Origin of the sequence: Paenibacillus sp. R14(2021), from assembly GCF_019431355.1 — a bacterium.
Classification (GTDB): Bacteria; Bacillota; Bacilli; order Paenibacillales; family Paenibacillaceae; genus Paenibacillus_Z.
On record NZ_CP080269.1, the window covers coordinates 1884983 to 1900714 of the forward strand.

Here is a 15732-nt window from a genome sequence, read left to right on the forward strand (position 1 = left end):
AACCGAAGGAAAATTCCCTCAGTCGCTTAACTTTCAACGCCATCTATTCAATTAATTCCCTTTTCTGTAACTGTTTCTACCAACATGCCATTGAACTCGCGGCTCTCTCCGCCGTCCAAACGCAGATCGATGACCGTGCGTCCGTACCGCAGCCGTGTTTCGAGCGGACGATTCGCCTTGACGGTAACGGCCGTGAGGCTGCCGTTCTCCCAAAGCGCCTCTACCTCGGCGTCCCCGCGCGCGCGAAGTCCGGCGAAGCGGCCGGCCGGCCAGTCCTGTGGAAGTGCCGGCAGGATGTGAATTTCACCGGCATGGCTCTGGAGCAGCATTTCCGCGAATGCCGCTGCGCCGCCGAAGTTGCCGTCCACGACGAAGATGTCCACCTCCGCCCCGGCGATGCCGGATTTGGAGAACGTCAGCATATTGTCCAAACAAAGCTGACTGATCAGGTACGTCAAATGCTCGCGGGCTTTGTCACCGTCATGGAGTCTGGCTCTTCCCGCCGCGAACAGGGCAAGCGTAAACTCCACATCCTCCAAATCTGCGCCCCGCTGCCGGTTATCGAGCGTCTGCCTCGCCGCTGCAGCAAGGGCCGGTGCAGCTTCCGGCGTAATTTCACGGCCTGGATACAAGCCGTACAAGTGCGATAAATGCCGATGGTCAGGCTGGGCCTCGCCGTAATCCTTCAGCCATTCCTGCAGCTGACCGCGTCCTCCGACCGCGAGCGGCGGGAGCAGGGGAAGCGCCGTCTCCAAGCGTACGCGAAATTCCTCATCCGTTCCCAACCGCACGGAACTCTCGATGCAGAACCCGAATAGTTCACGAACGAGCATCGTATCCATGACCGAGCCCATGGACATCGTGTATGAAACGGTCTGTTCATCATCCGGATAGAAACTGTTTTCCGGCGAATTGGACGGACCCGTAACGAGATGTCCGGTCTCCGGGTGGCAAACCATATAATCGAGGTAGAAAGCTGCGGCCTCCCGCAGAACAGGATAAGCTAAATTACGCAAAAACGCGTCGTCCCGGCTAAATTCATAGTGCTCGCGAAGCTGTGCCGCCAGCCACAAGCCGCCGGTTACATTGAGCCCCCATGAATAATGCCAGCCTGGTGCCGCGAATCCCCAAGCATTCGTGAACACATGGGCCACCCAGCCCTCGCAGCCGTAAAAATCCTGTGCGGCCGTTTTCCCGGCTTCGGCCAGCCGTTCGACAAAACGAAGCAGCGGCAGATGGCATTCCGCCAGATTACCGGTTTCCGCCGGGTAATAATTCATTTCGGTGTTGACATCCAGATGGAAATCGCAGCTCCATGCCATGCGTGCCGCTTCCCCGTCATTCCATATGCCCTGCAGATGCATCGGCAGTTTGGAGTCCTCGCGGGAGCCTGCAATCATAAGATATCGGCCGAATTGATAGAACAAGGCGTACAGCTGCGGATCTCCTTGACCACCATTTTCGCGCATACGCAGTATTCGCTTGTCGGTTGCCAGATCGTCAGCTTGAAGCATCTCGGCCCCTGAACCAAGCTCAACGTTTACGCGGCCATACAACTTGCGATAATCCGCAAGATGCCTTGCTTTCAAGCCGTCAAAACCTTTGCGGACCGCGAGATCGATTCGCAGCTCCGGTTCTTCCAACCATTGTCCGTCTTCCGTTCTATAGTCTGTTGCGGCAGCGAAATATATGCTCGCTTCATCGGCCAGTTCCACGACAATTCGATTGCGATCAATCCGTACGGATCCACCGCTTACGCATACGCGCAGGATGCCTCGGCCATTCACGCCGCATGTTCCGTCGCTGTGCACATGCTCGGTCGCTCTCCCGTTGAAATGGAGCGAAGCGGCACCTTCGCCGTGTGCATCGGCCCATGCATGAAATGTTTGAGAACGCCCTTCGATATCAATCGCAAAGGAAAGCGAGCTTGGCCTTTCGCTGCGGATACGAGCCGCGGCGACATTGTCGGCATGCGTTGCGAACATTTCGCGTTCATAACGAACGCCGCCAGAGCTATAGCCCGTGCGTACGATCGCCTCGGCCACGTTTAATTCCCGGACGAACACTTCCTCTGCATGGTCGAACGTCAATTTCACGTCGCACATCGGCACATTGGTTCCGAAATTGCCCTTCTCCGGCATCAGCTGCTGCTCAACCAGCCGCTCGCCGTTCGCGTAATCCCCATCAAAGAACAGCTGCCGCATTTCTGCCAAGCCAGCCTTGCCCTTCGAAAGGCTGATCGTTCGTTCGGCTCTACCAGACCAATAGGTCGTTTCCGTTAAGTGCCAGATCTCAGATTCCGCGCCGCTGCAAACGACGGCACCGAGACTTCCATTGCCGATCGGCAGCCCCTGCGTCCAATCCGAAGCTGAACGATCATACCAAATTCTCATTCATGCTCTCCCCTTACTATCCAAGACGTATTCGCTTCCACTCTTCGAAAGAAGTTGATGCTTTCATCCGTAAAGAAAGCAGTAACCGTATTTCGAATTTCCTGTGAATATCGTATCATTGAAAGAGATGCTCGTATTTGGATTCACATCCATGAGTTGACGAATAATCCGGTAACGAAGGGAGCGGCTTCGGTGAAACAGCTGACAGATATCACCCCGTTTCTCGGGGACTACATGCCCTACCTCTACGACGGCAGCTCGAACGAGGGGCTCCGTACTTGCAGCGTATATGCCATACATCTCTTCCCTGACGGCCCCGGCGAGATGGAGGTCGATGGTAAACGCTATCCGATCGGAAGGAGAACGCTGGTCTTCCTAAGACCCGGCCAGCCCCATGCCTTCCATATTTCCCCGGACCATCCGCAATCGTCGTATAACCTTTATTTTGACCTGTGGGAGCAGCAGGAGCCCCGCTCGCTGAATCGCTTCTTCTTCCGGCATCCGGAGAAATACCAGCCGCATACCGGAACGCCGACGTTCCCTTGCGAAGAACTGGACGGCATGCCGAGCGTCTTCTCGCTGCAGTCGCAGCCGCTGCTATTCGATCTGCTGCATCTCATCACCAGGCAGTTCGAGACGTTAAGCTACCATCGGCAAGAAACAGTAAACAGCTTGTTCTACGGCTGGATGCTGGCTTGGTACAATGCCGTTCATGCGCATCAGCCGAGTGACTATCGAATCGTTCGCCTGCTGGCCAAGCTGGAAGCCCATCCGGAACGAAGGGAGCCCGTAGCGGATTGGTGGAAATCCTGCGGTCTGAAGCGGACGTATTTTCACGAGCTGTTCCTGCGTGAGACAGGCCTAACGCCCAAAGCCTATCAGCACAAGCAGTTAATGAAGCGAGCCTCGCAATTAATCCAGGAAAGCGATCTAAGTATAACGGCAATCGCCGAGAAGCTCGGCTACACGTCAATCCATCCGTTTACCCGGCATTTCAGTACGTATTTCGGCGTAAGCCCAAGGCAATTCCGGGCTGGACCGCCTGTATTACAATAATAATCAACCTAGTCGGCCTTCGACGCGCAAACATAAAAAAGAAGCCTTGCAGGTGCAAGGCTTCTTTGAATTTGAATAGTTGGTGCGGTCGAGAGGACTCGAACCTCCACGGCTGTTACACCACTAGAACCTGAATCTAGCGCGTCTGCCAATTCCGCCACGACCGCATCTGGCAGATGTCATTGCATTTGATCCGCAATCACGTTTCTCATATTAGCATCCGTATGGAATGAAGTCAAGCCATAAGCCAAAGTAGAAATTTTCCAACAATTACAACGGTTTTCCGAGCTTAGTTACGATCAACTAAATCTCGCTTCGCGGTGCGGTGACCGGTTCATAAATGTAGCTCCGGCTCAATTTAACGACTCGCCGGCTTCGTTTGCGGATAACGACGCTGTCAGCATCCCAAGCTACGACTATGCCAAGCACGTCATTACTCTCTATATTATCGCGAACGACCCGAACCGGCGTTCCCTCAATCCGATATTGATCCAATTGTTGTTCTGTAATCAAGCTGCAACCCTCGTTTCGATTTAAAAAAACCTCAATGGCAGGATTTCCACCGTCATTGAGGTTCAAGTGTATATCGTTCAATCAACTAACATGCTCTTTGGAATCGTTGGTTTCATACCATTCGTCCAGCACGCGCGATGACATGACGCGAGTCGTAATATACGCCGACTGCTTCTCCGTAAACTGACCCTTCCAGTCCATCTCCAGCTCTTCGGAAAGCTTCACGACGGTAAGGAGCTCTGACCATGCGACATACCGCTTATACCAGAAAAATTGAGGATGTTCGATCATATAAGGATAGAGATCGTCAAACTCCGTATGTTTGCAATCGAGCGCACGTTCAAAATGGATTTTCGCGTCCGACAATTTGGTTAATAAATAATCAGCTGATAGATTTGCCATGATTTGTGCCTCCCCCAACCGTACTTATGAACATTATAAGTCAAATCGCGAATCTCGAAAAGATGCTGATTATGGAACTTAAGTCTCGAACCTGATTTTGCCGCCTTCAAGTGAAGCAATCTTGGCAAGAGATTCTACCCGAATGCCCTGCTCGCGAATCGTGCGCGCTCCGGCTTGAAACGATTTCTCGACGACGATGCCAAGACCGGCCAGCTTGGCACCCGAGCGCTCGATGATTTTGATCAGACCGCGAGCGGCATCGCCATTGGCAATGATATCATCTATGAAGAGCACCGTATCCGTGGACGTTAAAAATTGACGGGAAACCATGATGTCCGTTACAATGCCTTTCGTAAACGAAGGCACGCGTTCGATGTACGCATCCGGATCGGCAATGAGCGTTTTCTTGCGTCTTGCGAAGACAAGCGGTACATTCAGCGCCATTGCGGTCGTGAAAGCGACCGGGATGCCAGAGGATTCCACGGTAATGACTTTGGTAATCGGCGTTTCGGCGTAAAGGCGCGCGAATTCTTTCCCCATTTCTAATGTCAGCAGCGGATCGACCTGATGATTGAGCAGTGCATCCAGCTTCAGAACGTCCTGATTCAAAATCGAAGCCTCGCGCAAAATGCGTTCTTTTAACAGTTCCATTCGCTTTCCCTCCACCAAAAATCTTTTTCCGTTAAAGGTACCATATGGGAGGGGAAATTCGCAACTAACGAATAAAAATAACGCCGAAGACTCTGATGCACAGCAACTTTTTTCCAGTCCGTGCGTCCATTGGTGTATCATTCGGACGAAATAGCACGCAGTCCCAATTACAGGAGGTGCACGGTAATGAAGCCCGTATATGCCAGACCCGCAGCCTATGCAGCGGCAGCCGCTCTGTTGGCCGTCTCCATCACCGGCTGCCAGTTTGAAAGCGCTGCCCCTTTGGGTAACGCCTCTGATTCGAATACAGCGGTAAACGGCAAACCGGCCGGTGTCAGCCGCGCAACGGGCAGCCCGCAGCAAACCTTCGACGATACGAAAGGCGGTAATATCGGCCCTTCTGCCGCGGACGCCACGCCCGATGACGGCAACGATGCGGCTGCAGCGTCGACATCCGGCAAGACCGGCGAGAAGCCAGCTTCCACTTCTGCCAAGCCGGGCCAGGAATGGGATAGCCGCGCACCGAAGCTCCACGGCATTGCGCTCGGAGACGCCAAGTCAGCGCTCGATTCCAAGTTCGGTAAGCCAACCGACACCTATGTGCTTGACGACGACAAGGAGAAGCTCGCCGTCTCGGAATACCGCGCATTCTCGATCGGCTACAGCGCTGACAAGAAAGCGAAATTCATTGAAGTGTTCGACAAATCCGCTGCTTCCGGACTAAACGGACTCCGCGTAGGCGACGAAGAAGGTACAGCAGTCAAAGTGCTCGGCAAGCCGCATACGCATACGTCGAGCGTTCTTGTCTACGAAGCCTCAGGCGCGCTGCTCAAGCTGGATCTGGACCCCGCCAATCATCAGATCTTGTCGATCAAGCTGTTTTCAAGCAAATAGAAGCCATAACGAGAGCAGCGCGCAAAGCAGGATCGGCAGCGTCATCGCCACTCCAACCTTCACATATTCACGCCACGACATATCGATGCCGCCTTTTCGCAGCAGCTGCAGCCAGAGCAAGGTTGCAAGCGAACCGATTGGCGTCAGCTTGGCGCCTACCGACGTGCCGAGCAGGCTGGCAAATGGCAGGTAATGAGGCCCACCTGACTCATGAATGGCCAGTGAGGAGACGAGCACGGCAGGCAAATTGTTTAAGGCAGCGCTGAGCAGCGAGAACAATGCACCTGAGCCGAGGATGCCAACGAATACGCCCTGATCTGTCATTGGTGCAATCGCCTTCGGCAGCCAGTCTGCCGCTCCGTGCACGTACAAGCTGTACACAATCAAATTCATCGACAACGCAAATACGACAATCAGCCAAGGTGTTCCACGAAGCGTGCTCCTGAAATTCCCCATTCCTGCCGCCGCACTGGCGATCCATTGGACTGCCGCGCCGCCCAGCGCTACATAGGCTACGGGAATGCCAACCTTCCCGGCGAGCAGATATCCCGCCAGCATGGCAGCGATGATGAGCCATGACAATAAGAACAGCTTCCGGTTCGCGATCGCTGAATTCGGCTCCTCGAAACGCCGCGGTGCTTCCGACCTTCTCTCCTGCGCATGAACGCTTTTACCGAAAAACGCCGTCGTCACGCCGATTGTAGCCGCGATCGAGACCAAGCCCGGGATCAGCATCGTTCTGGCATATTCACCGAACGTGATGTGGAAGAAATCCGCCGTCAGAATGTTGGTTAAATTGCTCATCATGAGCGGCGCGCTCGCCGTATCCGCCATCAGACCGACGCCGAGCAGGAACGCGATTCGCGCCTTGCGCGTCAGCCGCAGCAGTGCGGTTACTTCCAAAACGATGGGAATCATGATCAGAACCGTACCGTCATTGTTGAAGAACACGGTAATGCAAGCTGCGAGCGTACACAGTCCGGTCAAGAGCTGAAGCTGCTTGTGATGGAACCGATGGACGATATGGAGTGCAGCCCACCGGAAAAACCCGTTGGCATCCAGAAGTGACGTGAACAGCATAATGCCGATGAGCGAGAACGTCGCGTCCCAAACAAAGCTCCAGATATAAGCCGCATCCCCAGGCACCAACAGGCGTGCCGCGAAGAGCAGCGCGGCGCCGATGAGCGCGGTGATCGCTTCGTGCAATCCTCTCGGCTTCCAAACGATCAGCGCAAGCGAAGCGGAAAATACGCTGATTGCGAGTGCCATAGCCATAAAAAATAATCAACCGCTTTCCTTAGTAATGGATAATAGTCATGCCTGTCCTCGTCTGGACATACCTTAGAATAAGCGGCTTACGAAGGGCAGGTATGATGCGGGTATGAAACGGACAGGCAAAGTGATGCAAATTGCGTTTACGTATATGGGGACCGTTGTAGGCGCAGGGTTTGCGACAGGACAAGAGATCCTGCAGTTTTTTACTCGTTTCGGCTTTCTGGGAGCCGTGACGATCGTGCTGGCAACGATTATGTTTATTTGGCTTGGTGCCAAAATGATGCTGATCTCGAGCGACGTTCGCGCCAAATCCTATGAGGATGTCAATAAAGTGCTGTTCGGCGACCGCTTCGGCCGCTGGGTGAGCCATTTCATGCAGCTGGTGCTGTTCGGCGTTTGTGCCGTTATGCTGGCAGGCGCCGGTGCGATATTTTCGGAGAACTGGAACATTTCTTATCAGTCGGGCCTGCTCCTTACGATCGTCGGCTGTTTCTTCCTGCTCCGCAAAGGCATGAATGCGATTCTGACCGTCAACTCCATCGTCGTACCGATCATGCTGCTCTTCACCGTTCTCATTATTATTGATACGGTCAAAACGCCGGGCTCCGAACGCTGGCTGCTGCTGACGAGCGATTTCTCGCCCGTTGCGTTATGGGCCTCCCCGTTTCTCTATGCCGCGTTCAATCTGTCTATGGCGCAGGCCGTACTCGTCCCGCTCGGCGCAGAAATGCGCGACAGGAAAACGATTGTTTACGGCTCCTGGATCGGCGGCATCGGCATCGGCTTTATGCTTCTCGCCGGACATATCGCCTTGTCCGTCTATATGCCGGGCATTCAGCAATTCGCCATTCCGATGGGCGGAATCGCCCGTGAGCTTGGACATGGCATCCAGTGGATCTATATCTTCCTCATCTTCGCCGAAATCTTCACGACGCTCATTGCCGATGTCTACGGCCTAACATTGCAGCTGCAGGAGCGATTGAAGCTCTCCCGCACGCTGCTTACGATCCTGACGCTTGCCGCCTGCTATATAGCCAGTCAGATCGGCTTCGGTCCGCTTCTGTCCACGCTGTATCCCATTTTCGGCCTCATCAGCTTGGGATGGCTCATCCTATTGATTCGGCAGCGGAAACCGGCCGGGGAATAGAACTACTGAAGCAGAGAATAATCGCCATGATAGAGCAGTGGTCAATAAAACATGGATAAGCAGGGAATAATAAATCAAAATTCAACGCCAATAAAGGTCAATCAAACAATGATTGATAGGCAATATATGGATAAGCTTAAATGATGATTATCTTACACTCAGCCGAGCCGGATCAGCTGTGCTGCTGGAATTCGAGCCAGCAGCAAGTCCCGCACGTGCGCGTGGCACGTAAAGAAAATCAGCTGCCTGCGCGCCGCGATCTCCTCCAGCACACCGGCAGCAGCCTTCAGCCGGCCATCGTCGAAATTGACGAACGGGTCGTCGAGCAGCAGCGGCAGCGCTGACGCGCCGGCCGCCTCGTCGGCAAGCGCGAAGCGCATCGCCAAGTAGAGCTGCTCTGCCGTGCCTCTGCTGAGAAATATACTTTCCACGATACGCCCGTCGCTGTTTTCGAGCGAAATGGTCTGCTCCCCTTCGGGAATCGATATCCGCCGATAACGGCCTTCCGACAGTAGATTCATCCATCTCGACGCTTCGCGGAGTACGCCTGGCTGCCGCTGTTCTTCCATCAACCGCTTCGTTCGCTTCATCATCGTCATGCTGATTGACAGTACGGCATAACGGCTGATGAGCTGCTCCAAAGAAGCAATCGTCTGCTCCCGGTCCGCCGTCAGCCGCTGTCGGTCATTGTCGCGAAGCAGCTGCTCCAGCTGCTGGCGCTTCCTGCCGCTTTGCTCAAGCAGATGGCTCCGCTGCAGTTCGACCGCCTGCAACTCCTCACCCGTTTCCGCATACTTCGCTTGAAGCTCCGATTCCTTGTAAGACGCATACAACGCGTCCAGCTCCGACTGCTTCGAACCGGATCGCCCAGCCGTCAGCTGCGCATCCAGCTTGAACAGCTCATGCTCGATTTCATGCAGTCTCTCGGATTGCTCCAACACCGTAAGAAACTGGAATTCATCTATGGCCTTGCCCGCCTGAAGCCACTGTGCCTGCTTCGCCCTCAGCGCTGCGGCAGTCTCTTCGAACCGATCTGCCTGCAAACGGAACTCTGCCAGCTTAGCCTCCGATTCCTCCGCCGCTGCCTGCGCAGCCAATTGCGTATCGATGACGGCCTGCATCAGCTGAAGCGCAGCTGCCGCATCGCCGTTCGCACGATAGGTAAGATCCTGGTAAGGCGCGCACAGCCGATTCGCCGTAGCTTCAAAGGTCATGATCTGCTCCTGCAGGCGCGCGGCCTTGCCTGCCGCTCGATCATTCGCCTGCAAGCGAAGCTGCGCCTGCTCGGCGAGATCGAAAATTTCCATGACCGCCTCCGGCGATAACACTGGCGGCAGCGCACGCGCTGTCAGCCAATCATGCCAATCAGTCGCGATGGCACCAGCCGCAAGCTCCGCGTTGTCTGCCGCGGACTTGGCGGCTTGTTCCTGTGCGCGCAGCCGGGCATGACCGCGCGCGAGCTCTGCGCGCCGCTCAGCGCTGCTGGCGCGGCGGCGGAGCTCGTCCTGCCGCGCGTCGAGCGCTCCGCGCAGGCGCGAGAGCAGCTGGGCCTGGCCCGCCGCCATGCTGCCGTCAGGCGAGCTGCCCCGGCGGGCCCCGGCCCCCTCCCGCGCAGCGGCGGCTTCGCGCTGCGCGGCGGCGGCTCCGCTGCGCGAGCGCGGCAGCAGCAGCGAAAGCGCGGCCTCCGGCGCGGCGACGAGCGCGCCGAGCGCCGCGAGCACGCGCTGCTCCGCGGCGGCGGCTTGCCCGGCCGCGGCAGCCACGCCGGCCGGCCGGCTCCGCGCGCAGCGGTGCCGCGCGAGCGCGCGAGGCGCAGCAGCGCGGGCGCAGCCAGCGCCGCGCCGGCTGCGCCTGCAGCTGCGGCCGCAGCCGGCATGCCTGCGGCTGCGAGCGCTGCGGCTCCGGCGGCGAATATTCCGCCGGCCGCCAGCAGCACTGCGCTGCTGGCTCCCGCTTCGCGCCCGCTGCGCTGTGCCGAAGCCGCGCCTGCTTCATGCTGTTCGCGAAGCAGGGCAAGCTCCAGCTCGCGCCATGCCTCCTCGAACTGGCGCGATGCATAATGCAGTGCCTCCGCCGTCTCCGGAAGAAGACGGAAAATAGACGCGTACGCGTCTTCGCCATCTTCCGCATCGGCCTTCTTCCTTGCGGACCTCAGTCTCGTTGCTTCCGTTTCAACGTTCCTGCCTGCTTTTCTATCCGCATGCACAGGCCACACAGGCCATACCGCAGTCGCTTCATCGCCGAATTCCGCCAGCAGGGCACCCGCTTCACGCTCCTGCTGCAAGACGGCACGATGCTCTGCTTCCGCTTCGCGAAGTGCTTTCTCGCCATCAGATAAGGCTTCGCGGAATCCTCGAACCGCCTCCCGATCGGCAACGCCGATTCGGAAGCCCCGCAGCGTCTCCTCCGACCATGCCGGTGAAATACGAAGCAGCAAATGCTGCACGGCGTCCGCATGCTCGCGCATTTCCGCCGCAAGCTCTGCGTCAGTATGACGGGCGGCAGCGATCTGCTGTGCCGCGAGCAGCAGGGAGTTCACCTCGTGCCTGGAAGCGATGAGATTTGGGTCGAACGTCTGCTGCGACAACCGGAGCTGCTGCATCGCGGCAAGCTCTTCTAAGCGGCGGCTTTCTTCCTGTACGCGATGCAGTTCTTCCGTAAGCGCCTCCCAGCGGGAACGCGCATCGCCAGCCAATCGAGGAACCTCTCCGAGTGTCGCCTTCTCCTGCAGAAGTGCCTGACGTTGAATCCAAATCGGGCGCAGCTCCACCGCTCTAGCTAGTCCCGCATGCTGATCGCGCAGCAAAGGAAGCTTCTCGCTAACAGCCTTAAGCGCGGCTTCCGTTTCGTCGATTGCTGTCGTCAATGCGTTAAATACCGCGATTCCATCCTCCAGCTTACGCAGCTCGGCCTCCGTCTCCTCCAGCGTCTTCAGCAGCTTGCTCATTTGCTGGGTGCTTCCTCGGGGTTTGAACAACTCGTCCATTTGGCCGAGCAGCCGCTTCTCCGTTCTTGCAATCGCATTTCCGCCATTCCAGCCTGTATGATACAGCTGCTTGCCCAGCTCATCGCCTTCCAGCATGCCGATCGCCTGCAGCTCCGACAGCGTGATCGCAAACAGCTCCCGAAATACGCGTTCATTCACACCGCCCAGATACGTCCGCTCCCACTCCTGCTGCGTAATCGTTTCAGCGGCACCGCCGACCGTCCCGTCATCTAAGCCTTCAGCCGTGGCGCGAACGACGATTTTACCGGAGGCGCTGCCGTAGCGTTCGAGTACATAATGCCGCCCAGTCTCGTCGGAGAAAAACAATCTGCCGCCGTGGCGTCCCCCGTTTACAGGCTCCAGCCGCTCTGCCCGATTGCCTTTGTTTGCATACCCGAACAGCATGGCGCGAATGAAGCCGAGCATGGTGCTTTTCCCCGCTTCATTCGGACCATAAAACACAGTTACAGGCGCCTGCAAATCGCAAACCTTGCCGCTTAATTGCCCAAACCCTTCCAGATGCAGCTTCTGCAGCCTCACCGCTCATCCCCTCCATCTGCCGCCGGCCGCTCTCCTTGCTTGTCCGCTACCTGGTCCGCTTGTTCGGCGGCAAGCAGGCCTGCGGCGACCTCCCTCGCATGTGCAAACCAATCTTCCGCCCGTTCTTCCATCACAGAACGGGTCAGTCTTCTTAGCTTGGCATGACTCAGAAGCGGCTGAAGCGCCTCCTCGATCACCTGCTTGAATTCGGCAGCATCCCCTTCAATCTGCAGGCTTCCGCGTATAAGCTCGCCGACGAAGCTGTCTTCCTCCGCCAGGCCTGCAAGATCGATTAAAGCCCCGGCCTCATTCTCGATCCCGGCGACCCAGCACCATGCATCATCCGCGAGGCCTACCTCCTGCTGCCACCCGCTGACCGCCAGCCGCTCTCTCAAGCCTTCGAGCAGCTCTTGCACGACCGCTGTAGCTTCTAATCTAGCATGAAGCGCGCTCCTGCCAATCAGCGTGAAGCGAAGCATAAGTGAACGCCCCTCGCTCTCCAAGACAGCCGCAACCGCCGCCCGCTCCAACTGGTCAAGCAGCTGCTGCTCCGTGTCCATCCCATCAATTGCGAGCGGTCTGTCGATCCACCGGACCGTATCCAGCGGTATAAACTGCAGCTCCGTTTCATGGGAAGCCGAGACATTGACGATATAACATCCCTTTGCGCCGGTTTCCTTCGCATGTCTGCCCTGCGTATTTCCGGAGTAGACGACGTGGGGATAGGTGTGCAGCACCGTCCGCTGATGAATATGGCCAAGTGCCCAGTAGTGGAATCCGGCTCCGACCAGCTCGTCTAGTTTGCATGGTGCATAAGGATCGTGACCAACGGTTCCATCTACGCTCCCATGAAGCAGCGCTATACCGTAAATCCCGTCCGTTCCGGCTCTGTAGCCCGCGGCCAGATTCGTCATTACCGACCTTGTTTCATACGAAATCCCGCTTATGTACGCCGCCAGCTCGCCTCGCTTTGTATATGCGGGCAGCCGCTCGACCTTGTCCGACCCGAAGAAGTGCACGGATTCCGGCCATGCGAGTGCAGCCTGCTGTCCTGAGAGGTGATCGTGATTGCCGTGAATGACAAAGAGCCGCACGCTATGGGCGTGCAGCTTCTGCCATTCTTTCTGCAGCGCTAATTGGGCGCGGAGCGATCGGTCCGCCGAATCATAGAGATCGCCTGCAATCACAACGAAATCCACCTCGGCGGTAATTGCCGTCCTCACTAGACTTTCCACCGCTTGGAAGGTAGACATCTGAAGCGCCTCCCGCACATGGGTAGGCACCTCAGTCAAGCCGCGGAATGGACTGTCGACATGCAGATCAGCCGCGTGAATAAACCGAAATGAAACGCCCATGCTTTCCGCTCCCCTATTCTGCCGCTTCCTTATTCGGATTAATGTCGGTGTATACCTGCTTCAGCTCAGCGATAACCCGCTGCAGGGAATAGACCTTCTTTGCTTTGTTCCACGCTGCGCGCGCCATGTTGTAGCGGAAATCCTGGTCGGAAACAACCTTCTCCAGCGCATTGCACAGCGCCGTCGGATTCTCGGGCTCCACCAGCAGGCCGTTCTGTCCATCGTCGATTTGTTCGGCGATGCCGCCGACATTGGTGCCGACCAGCGCCAGCCAGCACAAGGCGGCTTCCGCGAATACGGAGCCGAACGCTTCCGCACGCGAGGGCAGCACGAACACGTCGAAAAACGGCATGAACTCTTCCGGATGCAGCATATAGCCATAGAAAATCGTATCGTCGTACAAATTCAACTGCTGCGTGAGCTGCTCCAGTTCATTGCGGATCGGGCCGTCTCCTATAATATGAAGCACGAACGAATGGCCTCTCTCCTTCAACTGCGCGCAGGCGCGAAGCAGCACATCCAGCCCTTTCGCCGGAACGAGGCGGCAAACCGTGATCAGCTGGACCACTTCGTTCTCGTGCGAAATGGGCCGAAACCGTTTCTCGTCGAAGCCGTTTGGAATGACCTGAAACCGGTCGGCATCCTTTACATGCGGTCTCAAGTACTGCCGGAACGATTCCGACGGTGTCAGAATACGATCCGCCTTCGCTTCCAGCTCCCCGTAAATGGCCGTGAGAAACCGGTGCTCCATGCCGCCCTCTATGATTTTGCCGTTCAAGATCAGTTCCCGCTCGTAGCTCGAATGGATCGTCATGACGAGAGGCGTCTCCGGGTACAGCTGTTTCATGACTAACGCGGAGATCGGATGATGCGCATGAATCAGATCGTACGATTTATTAATTCGCAGCTTCGTCCACCAGACGTAGTCGCGGTAGGTTTGCAAATATTTATCGATAATGGGATTTCCCTCATAATGCGTAATATCGAAAGTATCGAAGGACACATGCTCCTGTCCCTTTCCTCTCACACGCTTCGGCAGTGAAAATAGCTCCATCTGCCAGCCGAGTTTATTAAACCGCTCTTGGATATACGGAACCATGGAGGACACGCCGCCCGGCTGCTCCGGCGGGAAAAACAGCGCCTGTAAAATGTTCATGTCAAGGCCTCCTCAAACCGCTGCAATTGTCTTCTCGACCCGCAAAAAACATGATATACTAGAACATATGTTTCTGTAAAGCTCATCAAACCGATGGGCTGGACCGATAACATCCTTATGCAAATTCTCATCTTAGGTGGTTGAATGATGTCGTTTATCCAATGGCTTGCAGGTACATCCGGCAAAATTTTCGCTTACGCCTGCGTCATGACGATTCTGGTCATGATGTTGTTCATGTCGATCAAGCTTTATAAGAGCTATCGCCGAAATCAAACCTATCTCATGCTGATCATCGTGCTTCCGATTGTGCTTATCCAGAATGCCGTCATGCTGAGCTTATCGAGTTTGAAATGGACGGCCGCTCCCTATTTAGACATCGTCTATGCATTCCTCAGTCTGCTTACCTTTATTATTATAAACTTTGTATTCATGAAATTATATACCGGCCCCGCCTCCAAATTAAAAGGCATGCCCTTTCTGCTGATGTTCATCGGCCTTGCCCTCATCACAGCCGCTCAGATTCTATTCACGCCCGGCATTAATCAGGCGTACGCCGGCTACGGACATGCGGGGCTGCTTGGCTTGGACTTCTACGGCCTCGTGCTAACTTTCATTATTCTGCTTAATCTTCGCGGCATCGAACAGCGCTTCAGCTATTCGGCAAGCCTGATCGTCTACTTCATGTACCAAATTTCGAATTTGGCGGATAACTATGTGTTTCACGGAACAGTGCCCGCAATTCTAATCCTGGCTCAACTGCTCCCGGTCGTCTATTATACGCTCTTATTCCTGCTGTTGTTCGAGTGGGTGCTGGAACGGCTTCTGCTTACCTTCCAAAGCTCCATTACCGACGGATTGACGAGCTTATACAATCGGCGCCATTTCACGAAGAAAGCCGAACAGCTGCTGCGAGAGTCGAAGCGGATCGCAATCATCTTCTGCGACATCGATAATTTCAAGAAGCTGAACGACACGCAGGGACATCATAAGGCAGACGGCGTATTAAAGCAGGTCGCCGAGATTCTCAAAGAAGAAACGGCGGGCATCGGCACGGCCGGCCGCTACGGCGGCGAAGAGCTTCTGGGCCTCGTGGCCGCTGCCGGCGTCAAGCCGGAAGAGGTAGCCGAATCGATCCGCAAACGCGTGGAGAAGGAAACCATGGTTACGATCAGCGTCGGCGTCAGCGTGACTCGCGAAGGCATTTCCATTGCCGAAGTGGTCAGCCAAGCCGATGAGGCCATGTATCAATCCAAGACTAGCGGCAAGAACAAAGTCACGCTCCATGCTTCCATGCGTACGCGTTCGCGTTCGGCCGACAGCGCCCTCAAGTCCAACGCGCAGGCTTAGCTGCTCGCCTGCCGCAT

The 15732-nt window shown here is 56.0% G+C and carries 13 protein-coding genes and 1 tRNA gene; 4 read left to right on the plus strand and 10 right to left on the minus strand.

All coding sequences use genetic code 11. The features are described 5' to 3' along the window. Positions 1-47: 47 nt before the first annotated feature. A complete protein-coding gene (locus KXU80_RS08960; RefSeq protein ID WP_219837851.1) occupies positions 48-2393 on the minus strand; it encodes a glycoside hydrolase family 95 protein in 2346 nt (781 codons plus the stop codon). 192 nt (positions 2394-2585) lie between these two features. On the opposite strand from KXU80_RS08960, the gene KXU80_RS08965 reads away from it, so the two are divergent. Continuing rightward, the gene (locus tag KXU80_RS08965; protein WP_219837852.1) at positions 2586-3449 is read left to right on the plus strand and encodes a helix-turn-helix transcriptional regulator; all 864 of its coding nucleotides are present in this window, start codon (positions 2586-2588) and stop codon (positions 3447-3449) included. Between the two features lie 80 nt (positions 3450-3529). Here the strand turns inward: KXU80_RS08965 and KXU80_RS08970 are convergent. The 4 genes from KXU80_RS08970 to KXU80_RS08985 all read right to left on the minus strand — a co-directional run bounded on the left by KXU80_RS08970 (position 3530) and on the right by KXU80_RS08985 (position 5015). Continuing rightward, positions 3530-3616: transfer RNA gene (locus tag KXU80_RS08970), tRNA-Leu, on the minus strand. Positions 3617-3752: 136 nt separating this feature from the next. Further along, on the minus strand, positions 3753-3962 hold the full coding sequence (locus KXU80_RS08975) for a hypothetical protein (RefSeq protein WP_219837853.1): 210 nt from the start codon (positions 3960-3962) through the stop codon (positions 3753-3755). Positions 3963-4043: 81 nt separating this feature from the next. Beyond that, complete coding sequence (locus KXU80_RS08980; RefSeq protein ID WP_219837854.1) at positions 4044-4364, minus strand: hypothetical protein; 321 nt, start codon at positions 4362-4364, stop codon at positions 4044-4046. Between the two features lie 78 nt (positions 4365-4442). Next, positions 4443-5015, minus strand: a complete 573-nt coding sequence (locus tag KXU80_RS08985) for a xanthine phosphoribosyltransferase (RefSeq protein ID WP_219837855.1) — start codon at positions 5013-5015, stop codon at positions 4443-4445. Positions 5016-5201: 186 nt separating this feature from the next. Between KXU80_RS08985 and KXU80_RS08990 the strand changes: the two genes are divergently transcribed. Beyond that, entirely contained in the window at positions 5202-5909 is a 708-nt protein-coding gene (locus KXU80_RS08990) for a hypothetical protein (RefSeq protein WP_219837856.1), read from the plus strand. Here the strand turns inward: KXU80_RS08990 and KXU80_RS08995 are convergent. After that, positions 5898-7184 (minus strand): ArsB/NhaD family transporter, encoded by a 1287-nt coding sequence (locus KXU80_RS08995; protein WP_219837857.1) that lies wholly within the window; start codon positions 7182-7184, stop codon positions 5898-5900. The two genes, KXU80_RS08990 and KXU80_RS08995, sit on opposite strands and share 12 nt — an antisense overlap. A 106-nt stretch (positions 7185-7290) precedes the next feature. On the opposite strand from KXU80_RS08995, the gene KXU80_RS09000 reads away from it, so the two are divergent. Continuing rightward, positions 7291-8331 carry a YkvI family membrane protein gene (locus KXU80_RS09000; RefSeq protein WP_219837858.1) on the plus strand — a complete coding sequence of 347 codons (1041 nt, stop codon included), beginning with the start codon at positions 7291-7293 and terminating at the stop codon, positions 8329-8331. Positions 8332-8489: 158 nt separating this feature from the next. Here the strand turns inward: KXU80_RS09000 and KXU80_RS09005 are convergent, their stop codons facing one another. Genes KXU80_RS09005 through KXU80_RS09020 form a run of 4 tightly spaced genes read right to left on the minus strand, consistent with a single transcriptional unit; the run spans position 8490 to position 14368 of the window. Beyond that, on the minus strand, positions 8490-9638 hold the full coding sequence (locus KXU80_RS09005; RefSeq protein WP_219837859.1) for an ATP-binding protein: 1149 nt from the start codon (positions 9636-9638) through the stop codon (positions 8490-8492). Between the two features lie 41 nt (positions 9639-9679). Next, the gene (locus tag KXU80_RS09010; protein ID WP_219837860.1) at positions 9680-11857 is read right to left on the minus strand and encodes an AAA family ATPase; all 2178 of its coding nucleotides are present in this window, start codon (positions 11855-11857) and stop codon (positions 9680-9682) included. Next, positions 11854-13212 (minus strand): metallophosphoesterase family protein, encoded by a 1359-nt coding sequence (locus KXU80_RS09015; protein WP_219837861.1) that lies wholly within the window; start codon positions 13210-13212, stop codon positions 11854-11856. The genes KXU80_RS09010 and KXU80_RS09015 overlap by 4 nt, the downstream gene beginning before the upstream one ends. Before the next feature lie 13 nt (positions 13213-13225). Beyond that, positions 13226-14368, minus strand: a complete 1143-nt coding sequence (locus KXU80_RS09020) for a glycosyltransferase family 4 protein (RefSeq protein WP_219837862.1) — start codon at positions 14366-14368, stop codon at positions 13226-13228. A gap of 144 nt (positions 14369-14512) precedes the next feature. Between KXU80_RS09020 and KXU80_RS09025 the strand changes: the two genes are divergently transcribed. Next, positions 14513-15715 carry a GGDEF domain-containing protein gene (locus tag KXU80_RS09025; RefSeq protein ID WP_258171326.1) on the plus strand — a complete coding sequence of 401 codons (1203 nt, stop codon included), beginning with the start codon at positions 14513-14515 and terminating at the stop codon, positions 15713-15715. Positions 15716-15732: the final 17 nt, after the last annotated feature.